Below are 20,255 nucleotides of genomic sequence, written 5' to 3' on the forward strand. Positions count from 1 at the left end.
ATCGAAAAGCTGCGCGCGGGTTGTGTCCGCGCGCAGCTTTTCTTCGTTATAAATGACAGCGCCGCGCCGCCGCATAAGCGGCAGCGCGGCTTCGTCTGTTCAATGTAGACAGTTCGATCAGTTCGTCTCCAGGTACATCATTTCGAGCTTCTTATCCAGCTCCTTGACGAGCTGGTCGGCGGAAAGCTGGCCGTCCATGTAGCGCACGAGCAGGGTGTTCAGCTCCTGGGTCGCGGCCTGGTTTTCCATGTTGAACATGAAGGACGCGTTCAGGCCCAGCGTCATGTAGGGCGCAAACTCGCGGTAGTAGCGGATGCCGTCCGGGCTTACGGCCCAGTAGGTCTTGTCGAGCGCGTCGAGCTGCGCCTTGTTCTGGTCGATCTTCGCCGTCAGGTCGGCCTTGTCCGCGTCCTCTGCGGTCTCAAGCTGCGCGGTCAGCGCGTCGATTTCCTTCTGTATCTCCGCGACGGTCTTCTCGTAGTCCTTCGGGCGGGCGGGTTCGTCATTGCCCGGGTAGAGGGACACGCGCATGCGGTCGGAGGGGTGTGCGGCGGCGTACTCCAGGAACTGCGCGGCGAGGTCGAGATTCGGGCTGTTCGGGTTGAGCACGTAGACCACCAGGCTCGCCTGAATGGCCGGGGTCTCCCCTTCGGTGAAGACCATCGGCGCGATCGGGCGCTTGAGCGGTTCCGCGTCGTCCGAGACGGTCAGCACGTCGGTCGTCAGCGATTCGATCAGGGATTCGCGCATCAGCACGGCGGTGATCTCCTCCATGAGCTCAGGCGTGATTTCCTCCGTGTAGTTCATGTCGATGTCCATGCTCTCGATCTGATCGAGGATGTCGATGAATTCCTGGCTGTCGAACTTGAGCGGCTCACCCTCCTTGGCGTACATGAGGGCGTACTGCGTCAGCGCGTTGGACAGCAGCTGCACGCCGCCCAGGTAGAGCTGCATGTAGTTGTAATCCGGGAACTTCTCGGCGTATTCGCTGTTCCACAGGTCGAGCTGAGAGAACAGCTGGCTGAACGTCACCGGCACCTCTTCGTCCCAGCCGACTTCCTTCCAGGCGTCCTCGTTCACCGCCCAGGAGACGAGCTGGAACTGCTGGGGGTAGGCGTAGAGCTTGCCGTCCAGCATGAGCGCTTCGGCGATCTGCGGATACATGTTCTGCACGTCCGCCGTCAGCGCTTCGGATTCGATGGGGGCGAGATACCCCTTGTTCATCAGCGTGTCCACGCCCAGCAGCACGTTGAGCACGTAGATGTCCACGTTCGACGCGCCGGAGAGCATGTCGTTGCGCACGGCCTCGCTGCCGGTCAGCATTGTGGAGCTGTCGAAGGAGAGCGCCACGCCCGTCTCCTGCATGAAGGCGCGCGCGGTATCGTCCATCGTGCCGCCGAGGAGGGTCAGCTTCTGGCCGTCCTGCGTCTCGCCGGGCGCGCGCAGCAGCACGCCTTCCTCGGAGGAGACGGCGTACAGGCCGTTTACGACGGCGGCAGGGCGCGTCATGCTCGAGGTCACGGGCGCGTAGGAAACGGTCTGAAGCGAGCCGTCCGCCTCCACGCGCTTCACCTCGCCCGCGCCGGAGAGGTAGACGGTATCGCTCACGGCGTCGTAAGCGATGCCGCCCATCTGCTGGCCGAGGTTAGCGGCGACGGTGTCGCCGAGGGCTCCCTCCGCGTCCACCTCGTCGATGACGATGCCCAGGTCCGTTCCGCCGCTGTCGGAGACGCGCTGAATGTCCTGCCACATCAGCAGGATTTTGCCGTCCTTATAGGGCGCGATCTCCAGCGCGTACATCAGCTTGTTGATCGTCATTTCGCCCGTCGTCAGGTCGAAGCGCAGAAGCTGCGAATCCGTGCTGACGGGGTTGGACTGGTTGTAGGCGATCATGTAGACGGCGTCCGCGGTATTGCACACGCCGTAGACCAGGTACTGCAGCTGGCCGCCCGCGACCATCGCGCTCCAGTCGAGCTGCACCTTCTGGTCGATCGCGCCGTCCGCGAGGGGGCCCGCGGCGCCGGTCAGCATGTCGAGGCCCCACAGCTCGTCACCGCCGAGCAGCTGGGTCGATTCCGACGACAGCTTGAAGAGGGGCTGCGCCTGCGCCTCGCCCGGGGCGTAGGAATAGACGAACCCGTCCAGGGTGAAGTAGAGCGTGCCGCCCGCGGCGACGGGCGAAGCGGCGCCCGGCAGCAGCACGTCGCCGTTTTCGGCGGGTTCTACGGCGAGCGGGGCGCCGGCCGCCTGCGGTTCCGACGCTTGCGGTTCCGCCGCCTGCGGTTCCGACGCTTGCGGTTCCGCCGCCTGCGGTACCGCCGCCTGCGGTGCGGACGTTTCCTCGGCCGCGGGCGCGCCGCCGCCGATCACGATGCCGGTGGCGAGCGCCGGCACCGTGCCGAGCGCCAGCATAAGAGAAAGCAGCATGCAAAGCAGTTTTTTCGTCATGTTCTCCATCCTTCCAACTCGTCTGGATGCTCTTGCATCCGGATGGGTACATGATACGCGCTTTGCAGGCTGCTGTCATTAGATACAGGTTAAAATGTACGGCGGGCCGCCTGATTTGTCTTCAGGCCCGATTGGTTAGGCGGCTTAGGATTGCGGCGGCACCTCCTGAATGGAGATCATTTCGCGCCTCGCCTCGAACTGCGAATGGGTGAGCCCGCCGCACGCATATTCGACCTCGCCGCTCTGGCTGTCGTAGGGGTCGGCGCGAAGGTGCGTGCGCGGGGGATAAAAGGCATGCTGAAAGTCCGAATTGAGCGGCACGCGGAAGGGATCGAGGTTGCCGAAGTAGAAGTTCCAGCGCTCCATGTCGCCCGCGCGGTAGGCGGTGCCGCCGAACGAGCAGTCCGCAAACAGCCAGCCGTAGGGCGCGGCGTAGAACTGCGCCCAGTCATGGTTGCCCACGCTGAGGGGCGTCGCGTACAGCCCGGCCTGCCAGCGTGCGGGCACCCCGGCGCACCGGCACATCGTGATGAAGAGCAGCGCCTGCACGCCGCAATCCCCCTTGAGGCGGGAGGCGGCGAACTCTGGAATGTTTTCCATGGTGATGTAGGGACGCATGAAGGAGTACATCACCTTCATGGTGATGAAGTCGTAGATGCGCCGCGCCTTGACGATGGGGCTCTGCGCGCCGCCGACGACCTCCTGCGTGAGCGCGCGGATGTAGGGGGTGAAACGCACGTGCGGGGGCTGTTCCTCGGTGTAAAAGGTCGGCTGAGCCGAGAGCGCGGCGACGGGGTCGGGACGCACGTAGCGCACGTGGTTTTCAAAGACGTATTCGGCGCTGAAGACCTGGCCCGCCGGGTAGATGCCCTCAAAGCAGGCCGTCCGCTGCGGGTAGTCCTCCGGCGCGACGTAGGCGGGATCGGGCGAGAGGGCGAGCAGACGCAGGTTTTTCACCTGCGCATAGGCGACGGGCAGGGGCATGTGCACGCGAACGCGCTCGCCTGGACGCTCGAACGCGGGCAGGATGTGCAGGCTGGTGCGCAGATGGATGCGGTAATGGAGCTCGCCGCGCGCCTTCATGCGGGAGAGTGTGTCGTCGAGAAGCTGTACGCCGCGCCGATGCGAGCGCTGAAACTTCGCGTCCTTCACGCGGCCGGCGAGCTCCGGGCGCGTCTTGATGAGGTTGTCGACGAAGTCGTCCTTGTAGCGCAGCTCGCCGTTAAGGTAAGCCCAGTCCGCCGCGTCCTCGTCGCGCAGGCGGTCGAGCTCCTCCGGCCGAAAGCCGCTGAAGGTCGCATCCATCAGCAGCTCCGCCTGGTGCTGCGTGTAGGGGTAGCACTCGGGCAGCAGGCGCACGGCCTCCTTTTCGAGCAGCAGGCGCTTGCGCAGCGCCTCGGGGATCTCCTTCGACAGCCGCATGTCGATCACGCGGCGCATGCGCTCCAGGTCCCCGTAGGCCTTGAGGCGGGCGATGTCCTCCGGCAGGGGGACGGCCAGGTAACACAGGTCGGATTGCTCCATACAGATGCCTCCCGTCGTTTGTGTTTCACCGGAAGCTGACCTTCCGGATCTCGTCGTAAAAGAGGTCGTGCAGGCTTTGACCGCGCGGGCGGCCGAAATCGCCCCGGAGGGCGAAGCGGGCTTCCCGCTTCGAAGGCGCGTTTTAAGCCGGGGCGGCGCGCGGCGTCCTGCAGGCGCACGCCCTGCGGCAGCGCGGGGGCATTCGCTCCGTCACGAAAGCAGCTCCCTGCGATGCTGCAAATGGATTCCGATGTGCCCGATGCCCAGAATGACGGTGGCGAGCAGCAGCCAGATCACCCGTCCGTAGATGCCGAGCAGGAGGAATGCGGCGACGGGAAGCGTGGCGCCCGCGACGGGGATGCGAAGAAAGCCGCCGTAAAAGTCCGAAAGCGTGCACCCGCCGCGAAAGTAGCGAACCCACCAGAGCTCGTAGAGGAGCATGAGCAGGATGGCGGCCGCGAGCCAGGCGGTCCAGGGCGAGAGAACGCGCGGGGTGAAGTCCGAAAAACACACGCAGATGCAGCTCACGGACACCTCGCCTGCCCGCTCGAAGCACAGGAGTCCCCGGTTTTCGCCCGCAGGGCTGTAGCCCTTCGGCGGGTGCCTGGCCCAGAGCAGGTTGGGTACGATCAGCGCGAGCAGGAAGAGGAGGCCCACATAGGAAAAACCGATGTGCCCCAGCATGGATTCACCGCCCTTCGCGCGGCCCGCTCTGGAACCGCCGTTGCTTTCAGTATAGCACCGCGCGCGGAGGAGGGCAAATAAAATAAACGGCGTCCGCCGCGCTTTAGGGGTTGACAGACGCGAATGAATGACTATAATGTACATGTACAATAAGTACAATATGGAGCGGGGGACGGGTGCGCTTTGGACATCATCATCAGCAACAGCGGAAAGCCCATCTACGAGCAGATCGCAGCGCAGATCAAGGCGATGGTCATGAGCGGCAAGCTGCGCGCGGGCGATGCGATTCCCTCCATGCGCGCGCTGGCTAAGTCGCTGCACATCAGCGTCATCACCGTGCAGCGGGCGTACGAGGACTTGCAGCGGGACGGCTTTATCGAGACGACGGTGGGGCGCGGCAGCTTCATCGCCAGACAAAATCTGGACTTCTACCAGGAAGAGCGCCAGCGGCAGGCGGAGGAACACCTGCGTGCGGCGGCCCAAATCGGGCGCGAGAGCGGCATTGAGCCTGAAAAGCTCTGCGAGCTGCTCACCATTTTTTACAATGAGGAGGACTAAGATGGATTCCATACTCGAACTTGAGGGCGTGCGCAAGCATTACCGGGACGGCTTTTTGCTGGACGGCGTGTCCTTTTCGGTGCCCTACGGCGCGATCGTGGGTTTTGTGGGGGCGAACGGCGCGGGGAAGACGACGACGATCGGCTGCATCCTCGGCACGCTGCGAAGGGATGGCGGCACGGTGCGCCTCTTCGGGCAGGAGATGACGGACGCGGACACCGCGCTGCGCGAACGCATCGGCGTCGTGTACGACGGGGACACCCTGCCCGGCTACCTCACGGCGCAGACGCTGGGCGAGATCCTGCGCGGCACGTATGCGCGCTGGGACGACGCCCTGTACCGCGCGCAGCTTCAGGCGCTGGGCCTTCCCCCGAAGCGCAGGATCGGCGCGTACTCCCGGGGCATGGCGATGAAGCTCTCGATCGCGGCGGCGCTGTCGCACCACCCGGAGCTGCTGATTCTGGACGAGGCGACCGGCGGGCTCGATCCCATCCTGCGCGACGAGATGCTGGATACGCTGCTCGATTTCGTGCAGGACGAGACGCACGCCATCCTGATGTCCTCGCACATCACCAGCGACCTTGAGCGCATCGCGGACTACGTCGTGTTCATTCACGGCGGGCGGGTGCTGCTCACGGAGCGCAAGGACGAGCTGCTCTACCGCTATGGGGTGCTTCGCTGCGGAGCGGAGCAGTTCGCGGCGCTCGACCCGGGAGACGTGCTCGCCAGCCGGAGACGGGACTACCAGACGGACGTGCTCGTCCGCGATCGCGAGGCCGCCGTGCGCAGGTATCCGGGCGTCGTCGCGGACGCGGCGGACATCGACGAAATTCTGCTGCTGCTCACGAGGGGGGAAAAACGATGAACGGTCTTTTGAAAAACGACTTTTACGCGTGCCTTGGAAACGGAAAGATCATCGCGGCGCTGCTTCTCGCGCTGGGCGCAGGCCTTTGCGTCAGCGGGAACGAAACGCTGCTGGGCGCGTTGCTGCTCCTTTCGGCGACGGCGCTTTCCAGCGCGTACGTGGCCCCGCTGCGCCGGGAGGGCAAGTGGGCCCGCTATCTGCTGACGCTGCCCGTCCGTCGGCGGCAGATCGCCTTTTCGCACTATGCGGGCTTCCTTGCGTCCGCGCTTTGCGGTACGGCGCTCGCGGTCGCATTTACCGGGGCGACGGTGCTGCTGCACGGCAACCTGTACTTTTATCCGGGGCTGCGGGACTTCTGGTCCATGACGGCGTTCGGTTTCTGCGGCTGCCTGCTCATGGGCGCGTGCTTTTTTCCGCTGCACTACGCATTGGGCGCGGAGCGCAGCGACGCGGCGCTCCTAATCTCGCTTGCGGCGGCGGTCGGTCTGATCGCCGCCTACAGCCTTCTCGCCAATGCGCTCAGCGAGCCCGACCACATGAGCGACCTGCGCTTTTACGCGCTGATCGCGCTCTTCGCGGTGCTCGCCGCGCTCGCGTTCGGCGGCTCTTTCCTTTTGTCCGCGCGTCTTTTGGAAAGAAAGGAGTACTGAGCGCGCGAAAGCTTTCAGCAAAGAGACGGCCCGCGGGATGCGGGCCGTCTCTTTGCGTATGGGATGAATGTTACAGCAGCGCGAAGTGCTCGCTTTCGATGACGGCTTTCATCGGGCACAGGCAGAAGGGATGCCCGGCGGGGTCGAGCATGACCCGCCAGTCGTCGGTAAACTGCGTCTGCGCGACGCTCGCGCCGCAGCGGAGCGCGTGCTCGACGGCCTTTTCCAGGTCGTTGACCGCGAGATCCAGGTGCGCCATCTGCTGTTGCGCGCCTGCTTCGTCCGGCCACACGGGCGGCTGATACGCGTCGTTTCGCTGAAACAGGATGCCGGGGTACGCGCCCTGCTGCGCGCCCGGGGCGCCGACGCACGCCCAGTCCCCGTCGCAGAACGGAATGTCCCATCCAAGCAGCGCCGCGTAGAACTTTGCCAGTTCCTGTGGTTCCCTGCAGTCCAGCATAAAGGCGTACATCTTGATCTTGAGCTCGTCCTCCATGGCGAAATGACCTCCCCGTCACTCTTTTGGCCGGTGTTCGCTATCTGTTCGGCTTTTCACTACTTTAATGGAAAATGCGGGCTTTGTCAAGCCGTCCACGCGCCCCTGGAGCGACGCCGCGCCTTCTTTGCAGGATTTGAAGAAGTGCTGTCAAATCGCGTCGGGGAACCTTTGCAAAATTCCGTAAAACAGACCGTTGTTGATTTTCAGATTGCGCATGCTATAATGAAGGGAAAGAAAGGGGCGTTTTCGTTTGGAAAAGGCACGGCAAATCATAGGCCGCATGAAAAGCAGCATTCAGAAGAATTTCCTGCATGCGACGTGTAACTTTATCTTCATCCTCGTATTCGTCAATCTCTTTCAGAAGGTTTTCGGCGCGGAAAACTCGATCGTCGGCGTCATCTTCACGATCATGATGTCCGCCTCGATGGTGCGCGACCTGACCGCCACGCCGCTGCGGCATCTGTGCATCCAGACGGCGGTTCTCTTTTTGATGGCCGCGGCCGCCTGCTTTGTCGCAAGCGCGCCGCCGCTGCTCGCGCTGCCGCTAAACTTCGCCGTTCTCTTCCTGATCCTCTATGCCTTTACCTACGAATACGTGAGCCACCTGTACTTTCCCTACATCCTATCCTATCTTTTTCTGGTGTTCATCTCGCCCGTCGCGCCCGTGCAGCTCCCCAAGCGCCTTCTGGGCGTGTTCGTGGGGGCCGTGAGCATCATCCTCTATCAGTGGGTCAACGGAAGGCATCGCGTGGCGGAGACCGCGCAGGACGTGCTCGTCTCCATGATCGACCGGGCGCAGGCCTGCGTCGACGCGCTGCATAGCGGCGCGGACGTCCCCAGGGACCCGGAGGGGCTGCGCGCCAGCCTGTGCAGGCTCAGCCGGATCGTCTACGACCGCCGCAAGCGGGCATTGTGCATCTCCGACGCCGATTTTGCGATGATCGACGCCGGACGGGGGCTTGAAAACGTCGTCCTGCTGCTCTGCGAATTACAGGGGCCGCCGACGCCGGAACGGAGGGAGCTTCTGTCCGGCGTCTCGGACACCCTTTCGCGCTTTCGGGCCTACCTCCTGCGGGAGGCGGCGGACATCCCCGCCGTCCGCCGCGAGGCGTTCGGCGCGCCGGGGAACACCGAGGCGGAGCGGCTTTGCCGCTGTCTCGACTACGCACGGGAAAAGCTGCTGGCCATGACGCAGCCGGAGCGGCGCAGGCGCTATGCCGGGACGCCGCTTTCCCTGTCAGTCCGCCTCAAGGCGGCGCTGCACGTCAGCCCGGTGCGCGTGGCGTACGCGCTGCGCGTCTCCTGCCTGCTCGCGCTTTGCACGCTGCTGGTGCAGCAGCTTTCGCTTCCGCATGGAAAGTGGCTGCTCTTTACGGTCGCGTCCGTGTCCCTTCCCTACGCGGACGACGTGGGGGCCAAAGCGAAAAAGCGGCTGCTCGCCACACTCGCCGGCGGAGCGCTCAGCGTGGCGGTCTTCTCGCTGGTGCCTTCGGCCCTGGGGCGAACGCTGGTGATGATGGCCTCCGGCTACCTCTCGTTCTACTTTACGGACTATTCGGCCACTTTTACCTGCTCGACCGTGGGCGCGTTGGGCGGCGCTGTGTTCGTGGGCGCTTTTGGCTGGGGCCCGGTGGGCTGGGTTTCGCTCGTCCGGCTGGGCTACGTCCTGGCGGGGATCGCGGTGGCGCTGCTCTTTAACCTCGTGGTCTTCCCGTACAGGCGCGAGGCGGCGACACGCCGGCTTCTTCGCGGGTATGTCGCGACGAGCGAGTTCCTCAAAAAGGTCTTAAAGCAGCGGGATTCCGACCCGCAGCTCTACTATGGGCTGGTCATTTTGGCGCATCTGCAGGAGGAAAAGCTGCGCCAGAACGCCGAAGCGCTGCGCTGGGAGGGCGTGGGGGAGCTGCTCGCGCGCTGCAGGGAGGCGGTGCGCGCGGCGCATCGGTCCGAACCTGCCCTGCTTCAGAGCTGCTGAACCCAGCCGCCCCAAGCGAACGGACGAAAAACACCCCGGAGGCCTGACGCATGCCTTCGGGGTGTTTTCTGTCGTGGGCTGCCGCCCTGTCAGGCGATGGGGTCTCGTTTCGCGCCGCCCTGCGCCCTCGCTTCGCTTCCGCGCGCGATCAAATCGATGGCGCAGTAGCCGCCCGCAGCCATCAGCGGGCAGATCACCCACTCCGCGGCGCCCACGGGAAGCCCCGGGAAGACCTCTGCCACGGAGCCCAGGACGAAGCCGAGGATCAGCAGGTAGGTCGGCCGGGGGGCCTGGTTCATCGCGCGCTCCAGCGTGCGGGTGGTCGCGAGGATGCCGAGGACGAGGCCAGCCGCCAGCGGCAGCAGCGCCGGTACGTTAAAGGCCGCGATGTTTTGGAGCACCCGGTCGTACAGCCCCATCATGAGCAGCATGTACGACACGCTGATGCCCGGCAGAACCAGCGCGACGGCGCCGGCCGCGACCTCGAGCAGCAGCCCCGCGAGCCCTGCCTGCGCCTGAAAGAGGCCCTCCGGCAAGAGCGAGAGCGCCAGCACACAGGCGGCCCCTGCGAGCGGGCAGAGCACGGTCTGCGCACCCGGCGAGCGTACCTGCGCTTTTTGAAGGATCATCGGCACGCCGCCCGCCACCGCGCCGATGAAGAAGAAGAGCATAGGACGCGGGTAACGCTGGATGAGCAGGAGCAGGGGATGGGCGAAGAGCGCCATGCCCAGCGCGCTACCCAGCAGGAAGCGCAGGAGAAACGAAAGATTCCCCCTGAAATCCTTTGAAAGCGAGCTGACCGAGGAGATCAGCCGGTCGTATATCCCCAGAATCATGGCCATGGAGCCGCCGCTGACGCCCGGTACGGTCATCGAGCCGCCGACACAGACGCCTTTCAGCACCGTCGAAAAGGTTTCCTTTCGCATGGTTTTCCTCCCATCGTGCAGGATATCGCTCATAATAACAAACCCGAGGGCGGCTGTCCATCGGTGTAAATAAAAATAAAGGCGCGAAAGATGAAACTTTTTGGCCTTCTTTTACATCTTATGGGTAGAAAGCAAAGTGCCGGAGGAGGGATCGCCGCATGCGATGGACGGGGAGGGGACGGCAGGACGCCCTGCGGGGGCTGCTGCTCGCGCTTTGCCTGCTGCTTGCGCCCTGCATGGCGCGGGCGCAGGTGCGCATCTCGTTTGCGGGAGACTGCACGCTGGGCACGAACCGCGGCCTGGAGGGGCGGGCGGAGCACTTCGTGAAGCGCGTCGAAAAAGAGGGCTTCGACTGGCCCTTTCTCGCCGTGAAGGACATCTTCGAGGCGGACGACCTGACGCTGGTGAACCTGGAAAACGCCTTTACGACCGGGCGGCGGGGGGCCGACAAGCGGTGCGTGTTCTCCGCGCCGCCGTCATATGCGGAAATTTTGCCGCTGGGGGGTGTCGAGGCGGTGAATACCGCCAACAACCACTCGCACGACTACGGCGTGGCGGGGTATGAGGACACGCTGCGCGCGCTGGACGCGCAGGACATCGTCTACTGCGGCACCAAACGGCCCGCTTACGTAGAGGTGGGCGGCGAGCTCCGCGTCGCGCTGTTCGGCCGCGCGGCCCCCAAGCTGGACAGCCTCTCGGGGCTGCTTGGGGAAATCCGGCAGGCGAAGAAGGACGGGTGCGACCTGGTGATCGTCTCCCTGCATTGGGGCATCGAGTACGAAAAGGAACAGAACATCGAGCAAAAGCGCATCGCGCACAAGCTCGTGCAGGGCGGCGCAGACGTGATCGTGGGGCACCACCCGCACATCCTGCAGGGGATCGAGATCTACAAGGGCGTGCCGATCTTTTACAGCCTGGGGAACTTCTGCTTCGGCGGAAACATCGACCCGCCGGACTGGGATACGATGATCGTGCAGATCACCGCGGAAAAGGCGGAGGAAGGCGCACGCCTCACCTCCATCAAGCTCATACCCTGCCGCATTTCCGACGCGACGGGCGACGAGCAGGACTTTCAGCCCGTGCCCGTGCGGGGCGAGCGCGCGGAAGAGATTTTAAAAAAGGTCGCGCGCTACTCTAGGGACGTGCCCGCGGAGCTGTTCGAGGTGGGGGAGACGCTGCTCTGACGGGGCTTATCGGCGGGAGTCTTTCGGCGTGGTGTCTGCCACGCCTATTTGGCGTGATGGCGGATGCCCGCGCGGCGGGAAAGAGGTGGACAGAAAGCGCCGGATGCGATATAATGTATTTGATATATCAAATACAACAAATGAGGTGCGCAGCATGACGCTCTATCAGAAGATATATGAGGAGCTTTCGGAACAAATCCGCAGCGGCTTTTACGGGATTGGAGACGCATTGCCCACGGAGATGGAGCTGGTCGCGCGCTACGGCGTCAGCCGCATCACGGTCAAAAAGAGCCTGGACATGCTGGTCAAGGAGGGCATCGTGGAGCGGATCGCCGGGCGGGGGTCGTTCGTGCGGGCGCGTCCCGAGGATAAAAAACCCCCGGAGGCGTCCCGGGTGCGCCATATCGGCCTGATTTTGCCCAACCTGCTCAACGACTTCAACGTGCTGCTCTTCGCGGGCATGGAAAAGACCTGCAACCGGCATACGGTCCTTTCCTGCCGGATTTCGGACGGCAACTACCTCAACGAAGGAAAGCTGATTCAGGAGTTTCGCCAGAACGGTTTCGACGGCCTGATCATATCGCCGAGCTATCACAAGGCCTACAGCAACGAGCTGCTCTCGCTCGTGCTCGACAATTACCCCGTCGTCCTGCTGGACACGACGGTCAAGGCGGTTTCCGTGTCCAGCGTGTGCACGGATCACCGCCGTGCGGCCCGGAAGGGCATGGAATACCTGATCGCCCAGGGGCACCGCGACATCGGCATCATCTGCGCCAACCGGGACCAGCTTTCCGCGCCCTCGGAGCGCTCGCTGGGGGTGATGGACGCCTGCATGGGCTCCGACGCGTCGATGGGCGGCGTGGCGTGGCTGGATACGGTCAATTCGCTCGACGGAATGCAGGGCGGCTATGAGCAGGACGTCGAAAAGATCGCCGCCTTTGTGCGGGCAAACCCGCGGATGACCGTGCTGTATTGCTTTGGGTACAACCTGGCGCTGCTCGCGAAGGCCGCGCTGGAGCGGCTGGGCATGCGGATTCCGCAGGACATGTCGATGCTCTGCTTCGACCGCCCGATTCAGTGCCACCCGGGAAAGAGGCAGTTTACGCACATCTGCCAGCGGGCGGACGCGCTTTGCGCGACCGCGATGGAGCTGGTGCTGCGGATGTGCGAGGGGGATCGGGAGCTGCACCGCGTACTGGTGGATGCGGACCTCGTCGATTGCGGAACCGTTCGCAGGCTGGATGCGCAGTAAGGAAGACGGTAGGAAACCGGACGTGCGGATGCGCGTCCGGTTTTTTTGCGTCTGCAAGACATGACAATATATACAAATGAGCAAAATATTTGCGGAAATGAAATAAATGTATTGATTATTTTCTTGCGACATGATACAATAGCGACAAAAGGACGGAAACGACAAAAATACGCGGAGAATTTGGGGTAATTGGCCGACGTGCACAAGCGGAGGCTCCTGTAAATCATCAGAATATCCGCAGATGAAAGGGGGACGGAGATAGCTTCTTTTGTTACATGCCAAATAAGACAACAAACCGATAGGGAGGAAAGAAAGATGAAAAAACTGTTGACGTGGGTCGTCGTATGTGCGCTGTGCCTCGGCATGGTCTCTTTTGCGCAGGCGGAGGGCAGCACCCTGCAGGTCGCGTGTTCCGAGACGAACCGATGGATTCCGGTCATGGCGGAAAAGTACATGGAGCAGCACCCGGACGTGAAGGTGGAGCTCATCCCGATTTCCTCGACGTCCGGCGACATGTACACCAAGATGAGCATGATGATGATGTCTCCGGAGACGAGCCCGGACGTCATCACGGAGGACGGGTTCATGGTCAATTCCGACGCGGCCGCCGGCTATCTGGAGAAGCTGGACGATCGCGTGGCCAACTGGGCGGATTGGGATCAGTTTGTAGAGGCGGTCAAGGCCGGCGGCTACGGCGAGGACGGCAGCGTCTACGGCATTCCCACCTCTACGGACGTGCAGGTGCTCTACTACAGCAAGACCCTGATGCAGAAGATCGGCAAGGAGCTGCCCTGGCAGCCCAAGGACTGGGCCGAAATGCTCGACGCGGCCCGCGCCATCAAGGCGCTGGGGGACGAGGAAACCTACCCCATGTTCCTCTATCTGAGCAAGGTGACGGGCGAGCAGACCTCCATGCGCACGTTCCAGACCCTGATGAGCGGCACGGGCGTGGAGCTCTACGACGCGAAGGAGGGCAAGTGGCTGGTCGATAAGAAGGCGATCGGCGACGTGCTGACGTTCCTCAAGGCCGCGGTGGACGAGGAGCTGGTCACCCCCTTCAGCCTGGCGAGCAACTCCCGCGTGGAGGACATCCTCAATTCCGACATCCGCATGAACGCGCACCTGGGATTCGGCATCGACGGCAGCTGGGTGCCCGGCAACTGGCGCGCGACGGGCAACTTCCCCTGGCCGGAGGCGATGGAGGAGATCGGCGTCGCGGCGGTGCCGACACAGTTCGGGCAGGAGCCCGGCTACACGACCATGTCCGGCGGCTGGACGCTCGCGCTGTGCAAGAACGGCGACGAGAAGGATCTGGGCTGGGACTTCATCGCCTTCTGCGCGAGCAAGGAAGGGCTGCTTGAAAACAACCAGCTCAGCGGCGACATGACCCCGCGCATGGACGTGGCGGCCGACCCGTCTTACACCTCCATGGAACACAGCATCTATGACCTGACGACGACGTACCTGGAGTTCACGCACTTCCGCCCCACGTACGACAACTATCCTGCGGTTTCCACGCTCATTCAGGAGATGTGCGAGAGCATCGCGACCGGTTCCATGAACGTGGAACAGGCGCTGAACCAGTACATCAGCGAGATGCAGCGCGTGGTGGGCGAGGAAAACGTGATCGTGCGCTGAAAGACCTGACGCGAGACGCTCTTTGGGGAGCGGAGATCCTCCGCTCCCCCTTTTCATGGCAGTCCTGCGGCAGGGACGAGACGCTTGCTAGAAGGGGGAAATCCGCATGACGCAGACCTGGAAGGCGTCAAGGCCGAAGTGGTATCAATCGCAGGGCTTTCGGACGCTGCTCTTTTTGTTCCCGACGCTCGTGCTGCTCGGCACGCTCTTCATCATCCCGATTTTTATGACGGTCGGCTATTCAATGACCAACCTGACGCTGACGGGCTCCGCGTCCAAGGCGTTTGAATTCGTCGGATTCCGCAACTTCGCCAACATGTTCCAGAACCCGAAGTTCATCATCGCGATGAAGAACACGTTCATCTTCCTGTTCTTTTCCGCGATCCTGGGGCAGATGGTCTTCGGCTTCCTGCTCGCGAGCATGATGCAGCACAAGCCCGTCGGGTTCAGGCGCTTTGCCGGGCTCAGCGTGATCGTCGGCTGGGTGACGCCGGAGGTCATCTGCGCGATCTGCTTTTCCGCCTTCTTCGCGGACAAGGGGACGCTCAACACGATCATCAGGGCGCTCGGCTTCAAGCCCATCTCGTGGCTGGTCACGTTCCCGATGGCCAGCGTGATCATCGCGAATATCTGGAAGGGCTGCGCGTATTCGATGATGATGTATCAGGCCGCGCTGGACAACATCCCGGACGAGCTGCTGGAGGCCGCGCGCGTGGACGGCGCCTCGCCGCTGACGCAGCTTGTGCGCATCAAGATTCCGCTCATCAAGAACACGATCGCGACGAATCTGGTGCTCATCACCCTAGCGACGCTCGGCGTCTTTTCGCTGATCTACACCATGACGGCGGGCGGCCCCTCCAACAAGACGACGACGCTTTCCATCCTGATGTATCAGGAAGCGTTCATCAACTACCAGCTGGGCTATGGGACGGCCATTTCCATGATCATCCTGGGCATCGGCATCGTATTGAGCCTGTGCTACCTGAAGCTGCTGCAGGGCGAAAGAAAGCCGCGGGAAAGGAGGAGGGCGTCGTGATGAAGAAGAAATTGAAGAGGGCGCAGATCACCGGCGCCGCGAGCTACGTCGCGCTGACGGTCGTGGCGGCGGCCTTTCTGCTGCCGCTGCTGTGGGTGGTGCTCGCCTCCGTGACGCCCAAGCCCACGCAGGCGGTCAAAATCCCGGATCGGCTTACGCTGGACAACTTCGTTCGGGTCCTGACGGACGGCAGCATCCTGCGCGCGTTCCTGAACGGCCTGCTGCTCTCCGGCGGGCAGATGCTGATCGTGGTCTTCTGCGCGGTCTGCGCGGCCTACCCGCTTTCGCGCTACAGCCTCAAATTCAACCAGCACTTTTTGCTGGTGCTCCTGTTCATGACCTCGCTTCCGATCTCTGCGGTCATGGTGCCTACCTACCACCTCTTCATCCGCCTGAACCTCGTCGATTCGCTGCCCGGCACGATGCTTTTCATGGCCGCGACCTCGCTGCCCTACGCGGTGTGGATGATGAAGAACTTCATGGACAACGTGCCGGTCGAGCTGGAGGAGGCGGCGCGCGTGGACGGGGCGAGCACGCCCCAGTGCATCCGCCGCGTGGTGCTGCCCCTGATGATTCCGGGGCTGTGCACGGTGGGCATCTACACGTTCATCAACAGCTGGGGCAGCTTCTTTGCGCCGTACATCCTGCTGCAATCGCCGTCGAAGATTCCGGCGTCGGTCAAGATCTACAGCTTTTTCGGCTACTACGGGCAGCTCGAGTTCGGCCCGCTCGCGGCGTATTCCATCCTGTACATGCTGCCCTCGTTCATGCTGTACTTCCTGGCGCAGAATTACATGTCGCAGGGCTTCGCGCTCAGCGGGGCGAATAAAGGATAAGGGAGGATTTCGCGATGAATACCATGCACATGATCGGAAACGGACATATCGATCCCGTGTGGCTCTGGGACTGGCGCGAGGGCCTGCAGGAGGTCAAGGCGACGTTCCGCTCGGCGCTCGACCGCATGAACGAATTTGACGGCTTCGTGTTTACCGCGAGCTCCGCGGCGCTGTACGAGTGGGTGGAGCACAGCGACCCCGCCATGTTCGAGGAGATTCGCCGCAGGGTGCGGGAGGGGCGCTGGGCCATCGTCGGCGGGTGGTATGTGGAGCCGGACTGCAACATCCCCTGCGACGAGTCGTTCGCGCGCCACGCGCTGATCTCGCAGCGGTACTTTCAGGAGAAGTTCGGCAAGACCTGCACGGTTGGCTACACCATCGACAGCTTCGGCCATTGCGGCACGCTGCCGCAGATGCTGCGTTGCGCGGGGATGGATTCGTACGTGTTCATGCGGCCGGGGCCGCATGAAAAATACCTGCCCTCCCGCCTGTTCACCTGGGAGAGCGACGACGGATCGCGCGTGACCGCGTTTCAGCTTCCGTTTGAATACTGCGCGTATCGCGACCTGGAGGGGCACATCGACGCGTGCAGGCTGGAAATGCCCGCGTCCGCGGACAGGATGATGTGCTTTTACGGGGTGGGCAACCACGGCGGCGGGCCGACCATCGAAAACATCCGGACGATCCTCGCGCGTCAGGAGGCGGGGGAGGAAATCGCCTTTTCGGACCCGGCGGCCTTCTTTGCCGAGGTGCGGGCGGGCGGCGTCGAGCTGCCGGTGGTGCACGACGACCTGCAGCACCACGCACCGGGCTGCTACAGCGTGCACTCCGGCGTGAAGCGCATGAACCGCAGCGCGGAAAACCTGCTGCTGAAGGCCGAAAAGATCAGCACGATCGCCTTCATGCAGGGCCTGATGCCCGAATGCCGCGCGTTTGAGCGCGGCTGGAAGGACGTGCTGTTCAACCAGTTTCACGACACCCTTGCCGGAACGGCCCTCAGCCGGGCCTACGCGGACGCGCAGGACGCGTTCGGGGAGGCGCGGTCGATCGCCGGCCGGGCGATGAACCAGGGAATGCAGGCGCTGAGCTGGCGTGTGGAGATTCCGAAGGACGAGGACACGCTGCCGGCATTCGTGATGAACCCGCACCCCTGGCCCGTGCGCGAGAACGTCGAGATCGAGGGGCGTTTTCACGGTCAGCAGACACCTTACACGATCAGCGTGGAGGACGACGCGGGCGCAAAAGTCGAGTGCCAGATGATCCCGTCGGACGTCAAGGTCAACGGCGTCTTCCGCGTGACGTTCGTGGCGGAGCTCCCGCCGATGGGCTACCGCGTGTACAGCCTGCGCAAGGTGGAGGGGAGCAGCCCCAGGGTGATCCAAGGCGCGCCCTGCCTGAAGATCGAAAACAGCCGGTACCGGCTTGCCTTCGACGAGAAGACCGGCGGGCTCGCCTCGCTTTACGACAAGCAGAGCAGGCTGGAATTCCTGAGCGGGGTGTCCGCCGTGCCCACGGTGCTGGATGACCCCACGGACACCTGGGCGCACGGGAACCTCTTCTTCGACCGCGAGATCGGCGCCTTCGAGCCCGAGAGCATCCGCCTGGTGGAGGACGGGCCCGTGCGCAGGGTGCTGCGCGTCACGTCGCGCTACGGCCGCTCGTCCGTGCGTCAGGACTTCGTGATGACGGAGGGGCTGGAGACCATCGAGGTCCGCGTCCGCGTCAACTGGCAGGAGCGGCGCCGGGCGCTCAAGCTGTACTTCACGCTCAACCAGGCGCAGCCGCGCGCGGTCTACGAGGTGCCCTTCGGCGTCAAGAGCCGCGAGGCGAACGGGTCGGAGGAGGCGTATCAGAAGTGGCTGGACGTGAGCGGCCAGGTCTCCTGGGACGACCGGCGGATCGCCGGGCTGGGCATCCTGAACGACGGAAAGTACAGCGCCTCCGTCCGGCTGAACAAGGTGGGCTTTACCGTGCTCAGAAGCCCGGTCTACGCGCACCACGATCCCTATCAGCTTTCGCCGGAGGAGGACGTGCAGGTCGTCGATCAGGGCGAGCAGAGCTTTACGTATCGCCTCCTGCCGCACCTTCAGACCTGGCGGGAGAGCGGCGTCGTGCGCCGGGCGCTGGAGCTGAACCAGCCCGCCGAGCACCTGATCGAGACGTTCCACCCCGGGGACCTGCCGCGCGCGCGTTCGTTTGCCGCGCTGCACTCGGATCACGTGATCCTGACGGCCCTGAAGCGCGCGGAGGAGGGGGATGGCATGATCGTGCGGCTCTACGAGGCGGAGGGCCGGGCAGAGGATACGACGCTGGAGGTCGGCGCGAGGAGCGTGCCCGTGCGCCTGAAGCCCTGGGAGATCGTCACGCTCCTCCTGCCGGACGACCCGTCGAAGGACTGCGCGCGCGTCGACTTCATGGAATGGCGCGCCTGAGGCAGGAAGGATGAGGACACATGATGAATGAAGCGTGCGCGCTCCTGGTGGAAGAACGCATCGCCGCACGCCCGGAGCTCGCGCCCCTGCGCGCGTCGATTGACGCAGCCTATGGCCTGCTGAGCGATTGCGTCGCCGGGGGCGGCAAGGTCCTGGTGTGCGGAAACGGCGGCAGCGCGGCGGACAGCGAGCATATCGTCGGGGAGCTGATGAAGAGCTTTCGCCTCCCGCGGCCGCTGCCCGCGCCCGTGCGCGAGAGGCTGGCCGCGCTGTGCCCGGAAGAGGCGGAGGACCTGGAAAGGCACCTGCAATCGCCGATCGAAGCGATCTCCCTCGTGAGCCAGACGGCGCTTTTTACCGCCTACTGCAACGACGTATCGGCGGACTTCTGCTTTGCCCAGCAGGTGCTGGGTTACGGAAAGCCCGGGGACGTGCTCGTGGGCCTTACGACCTCCGGCGGCTCCAGAAGCGTGCTCCATGCGCTTCGCGTAGCCCGGGCGCTGGGCGTGCGGACGGTCGCCCTGACGGGCAGCAGGGAGGGCCCGGCGGATGCGCTGTGCGACGCGGTCATTCACGCGCTGCAGGAGGAAACCTACAAGGTGCAGGAGATCCATCAGGTCGTATATCATCTGCTCTGCCAGATGCTGGAGGAAGAATTCTTTGGAGGGGCGTCGTAAAGCATGAAAGGCATCATCGGTCTGGACATCGGCGGGACGAAGTGCGCGGTGCTGATTGCATCCGTAGAAGGCGAAATCCGAATCCTGGAGCGCGAGCAGTTTGACACGCCGAAAAAGGGCGGGTTTTCTGCGGTGTACGAGAAGCTCTGCGAAGGAATCGAGCGGCTTGCCGCGCGCAACCGGCAGGTCGAACCCGCGGGCATCGGCGTGAGCTGCGGCGGACCGCTCGACAGCCGTCGCGGGGTCATTCTCTCGCCGCCCAACCTGCCGGGCTGGGATGAAATCTATCTGCCGCGGATGCTGCGCGAGCGGTACGGCCTCCCGGCCTTCATCATGAACGACGCGAACGCCTGCGCGCTCACCGAGTGGAAACTCGGCGCGGGGCGCGGCACGCAGGATATGGTGTTCCTCACCATGGGCACGGGCATGGGCGCGGGCATCATCGCCGGCGGACGGCTGCTGATCGGCGCCAGCGACATGGCGGGGGAGGTCGGGCATATCCGGCTTTCGGACGACGGCCCCATCGGCTTTGGCAAGGCCGGATCATTTGAGGGCTTTTGCAGCGGCGGCGGCATCGCCCGTCTGGCGCAGGCGGCGGCGAGAGAGGCCGCCGCGGGCGGGGCTCCGCTTGACTTCGCGCCGGACGAGGAGCGCATCTTGGCCATCACGGCCAGGAGCCTCGCGGAGGCGGCAAAGGGTGGAAGCGAGGCCGCCCGGGCGATTTACGCGCAGGTCGGCGCCCGCCTCGGGCAGGGAATCGCCCTGCTGTGCGACCTGCTGAACCCGGAGTGCGTCGTAATCGGCAGCATCTTCGTGCGGGCGCAGGAGCTCCTGCGCCCGTCGATGGAGCGCGTGCTGGAGCGGGAAGCGCTCTGCCACAGCCGCCGGGTGCTCCGCGTGGTGCCCGCGCAGACCGGCGAAGCGCTGGGCGACCTGGCCAGTATCATGACGGCCGTTTACAACCTGGGGTTGAACGCGGAGTAATCGCGCGCAAAAAACGAAGGCTATGCTCCCCAAATGAAAGCATAGCCTTATCAGGCCCGCAAAGCCACAAACTTTGCGGGCCTGATT

General features: G+C 63.8%; 17 protein-coding genes. 12 read left to right on the forward strand and 5 right to left on the reverse strand.

The genetic code is table 11. The features are described 5' to 3' along the window. Positions 1 to 117 precede the first annotated feature (117 nt). The 3 genes from C1725_RS19200 to C1725_RS05005 form a co-directional block, all read right to left on the reverse strand. On the reverse strand, positions 118 to 2,448 hold the full coding sequence (locus C1725_RS19200) for an ABC transporter substrate-binding protein (RefSeq protein ID WP_346026364.1): 2,331 nt from the start codon (positions 2,446 to 2,448) through the stop codon (positions 118 to 120). Between the two features lie 144 nt (positions 2,449 to 2,592). Further along, positions 2,593 to 3,972, reverse strand: coding sequence for a transglutaminase domain-containing protein (locus tag C1725_RS05000; protein WP_102410571.1), 1,380 nt, complete (start codon positions 3,970 to 3,972; stop codon positions 2,593 to 2,595). Positions 3,973 to 4,182: 210 nt separating this feature from the next. Next, complete coding sequence (locus tag C1725_RS05005) at positions 4,183 to 4,653, reverse strand: hypothetical protein (RefSeq protein ID WP_102413245.1); 471 nt, start codon at positions 4,651 to 4,653, stop codon at positions 4,183 to 4,185. A gap of 186 nt (positions 4,654 to 4,839) precedes the next feature. Between C1725_RS05005 and C1725_RS05010 the strand changes: the two genes are divergently transcribed. From C1725_RS05010 to C1725_RS05020, 3 genes are read left to right on the forward strand one after another with little or no spacing between them, the layout of a single operon-like run. Continuing rightward, entirely contained in the window at positions 4,840 to 5,214 is a 375-nt protein-coding gene (locus tag C1725_RS05010) for a GntR family transcriptional regulator (RefSeq protein WP_102410572.1), read from the forward strand. A 1-nt stretch (position 5,215) separates the two neighbouring features. Next, positions 5,216 to 6,079, forward strand: coding sequence for an ATP-binding cassette domain-containing protein (locus tag C1725_RS05015; RefSeq protein WP_102410573.1), 864 nt, complete (start codon positions 5,216 to 5,218; stop codon positions 6,077 to 6,079). Then, a complete protein-coding gene (locus tag C1725_RS05020) occupies positions 6,076 to 6,729 on the forward strand; it encodes an ABC-2 transporter permease (protein WP_102410574.1) in 654 nt (217 codons plus the stop codon). Before C1725_RS05015 ends, C1725_RS05020 begins: the two co-directional genes overlap by 4 nt. A gap of 70 nt (positions 6,730 to 6,799) precedes the next feature. Here the strand turns inward: C1725_RS05020 and C1725_RS05025 are convergent, their stop codons facing one another. Next, positions 6,800 to 7,225 carry a VOC family protein gene (locus C1725_RS05025; RefSeq protein ID WP_102410575.1) on the reverse strand — a complete coding sequence of 142 codons (426 nt, stop codon included), beginning with the start codon at positions 7,223 to 7,225 and terminating at the stop codon, positions 6,800 to 6,802. Between the two features lie 253 nt (positions 7,226 to 7,478). On the opposite strand from C1725_RS05025, the gene C1725_RS05030 reads away from it, so the two are divergent. Continuing rightward, entirely contained in the window at positions 7,479 to 9,203 is a 1,725-nt protein-coding gene (locus tag C1725_RS05030; RefSeq protein ID WP_346026365.1) for an FUSC family protein, read from the forward strand. A gap of 89 nt (positions 9,204 to 9,292) precedes the next feature. Here C1725_RS05030 and C1725_RS05035 read toward each other — a convergent pair whose 3' ends face one another. Beyond that, complete coding sequence (locus C1725_RS05035; protein ID WP_102410576.1) at positions 9,293 to 10,129, reverse strand: undecaprenyl phosphate translocase family protein; 837 nt, start codon at positions 10,127 to 10,129, stop codon at positions 9,293 to 9,295. A gap of 158 nt (positions 10,130 to 10,287) precedes the next feature. Between C1725_RS05035 and C1725_RS05040 the strand changes: the two genes are divergently transcribed. The 8 genes from C1725_RS05040 to C1725_RS05075 all read left to right on the forward strand — a co-directional run bounded on the left by C1725_RS05040 (position 10,288) and on the right by C1725_RS05075 (position 20,168). Continuing rightward, on the forward strand, positions 10,288 to 11,313 hold the full coding sequence (locus tag C1725_RS05040) for a CapA family protein (protein WP_102410577.1): 1,026 nt from the start codon (positions 10,288 to 10,290) through the stop codon (positions 11,311 to 11,313). A 154-nt stretch (positions 11,314 to 11,467) separates the two neighbouring features. Further along, a complete protein-coding gene (locus tag C1725_RS05045; RefSeq protein WP_346026366.1) occupies positions 11,468 to 12,565 on the forward strand; it encodes a GntR family transcriptional regulator in 1,098 nt (365 codons plus the stop codon). Between the two features lie 315 nt (positions 12,566 to 12,880). Beyond that, the gene (locus C1725_RS05050) at positions 12,881 to 14,203 is read left to right on the forward strand and encodes an extracellular solute-binding protein (protein ID WP_102410579.1); all 1,323 of its coding nucleotides are present in this window, start codon (positions 12,881 to 12,883) and stop codon (positions 14,201 to 14,203) included. 106 nt (positions 14,204 to 14,309) lie between these two features. Then, on the forward strand, positions 14,310 to 15,239 hold the full coding sequence (locus C1725_RS05055) for an ABC transporter permease subunit (protein WP_102410580.1): 930 nt from the start codon (positions 14,310 to 14,312) through the stop codon (positions 15,237 to 15,239). Continuing rightward, a complete protein-coding gene (locus C1725_RS05060) occupies positions 15,239 to 16,075 on the forward strand; it encodes an ABC transporter permease subunit (RefSeq protein WP_102410581.1) in 837 nt (278 codons plus the stop codon). The genes C1725_RS05055 and C1725_RS05060 overlap by 1 nt, the downstream gene beginning before the upstream one ends. A gap of 14 nt (positions 16,076 to 16,089) precedes the next feature. Next, the gene (locus C1725_RS05065) at positions 16,090 to 18,507 is read left to right on the forward strand and encodes a glycoside hydrolase family 38 N-terminal domain-containing protein (RefSeq protein WP_102410582.1); all 2,418 of its coding nucleotides are present in this window, start codon (positions 16,090 to 16,092) and stop codon (positions 18,505 to 18,507) included. A gap of 20 nt (positions 18,508 to 18,527) precedes the next feature. Then, positions 18,528 to 19,184 carry a D-sedoheptulose-7-phosphate isomerase gene (locus tag C1725_RS05070; protein WP_346026367.1) on the forward strand — a complete coding sequence of 219 codons (657 nt, stop codon included), beginning with the start codon at positions 18,528 to 18,530 and terminating at the stop codon, positions 19,182 to 19,184. Positions 19,185 to 19,187: 3 nt separating this feature from the next. Further along, positions 19,188 to 20,168, forward strand: a complete 981-nt coding sequence (locus tag C1725_RS05075; protein WP_102410583.1) for an ROK family protein — start codon at positions 19,188 to 19,190, stop codon at positions 20,166 to 20,168. Positions 20,169 to 20,255: the final 87 nt, after the last annotated feature.

Origin of the sequence: Beduinella massiliensis, from assembly GCF_900199405.1 — a bacterium.
GTDB classification, from domain to species: Bacteria; Bacillota; Clostridia; order Christensenellales; family Aristaeellaceae; genus Beduinella; species Beduinella massiliensis.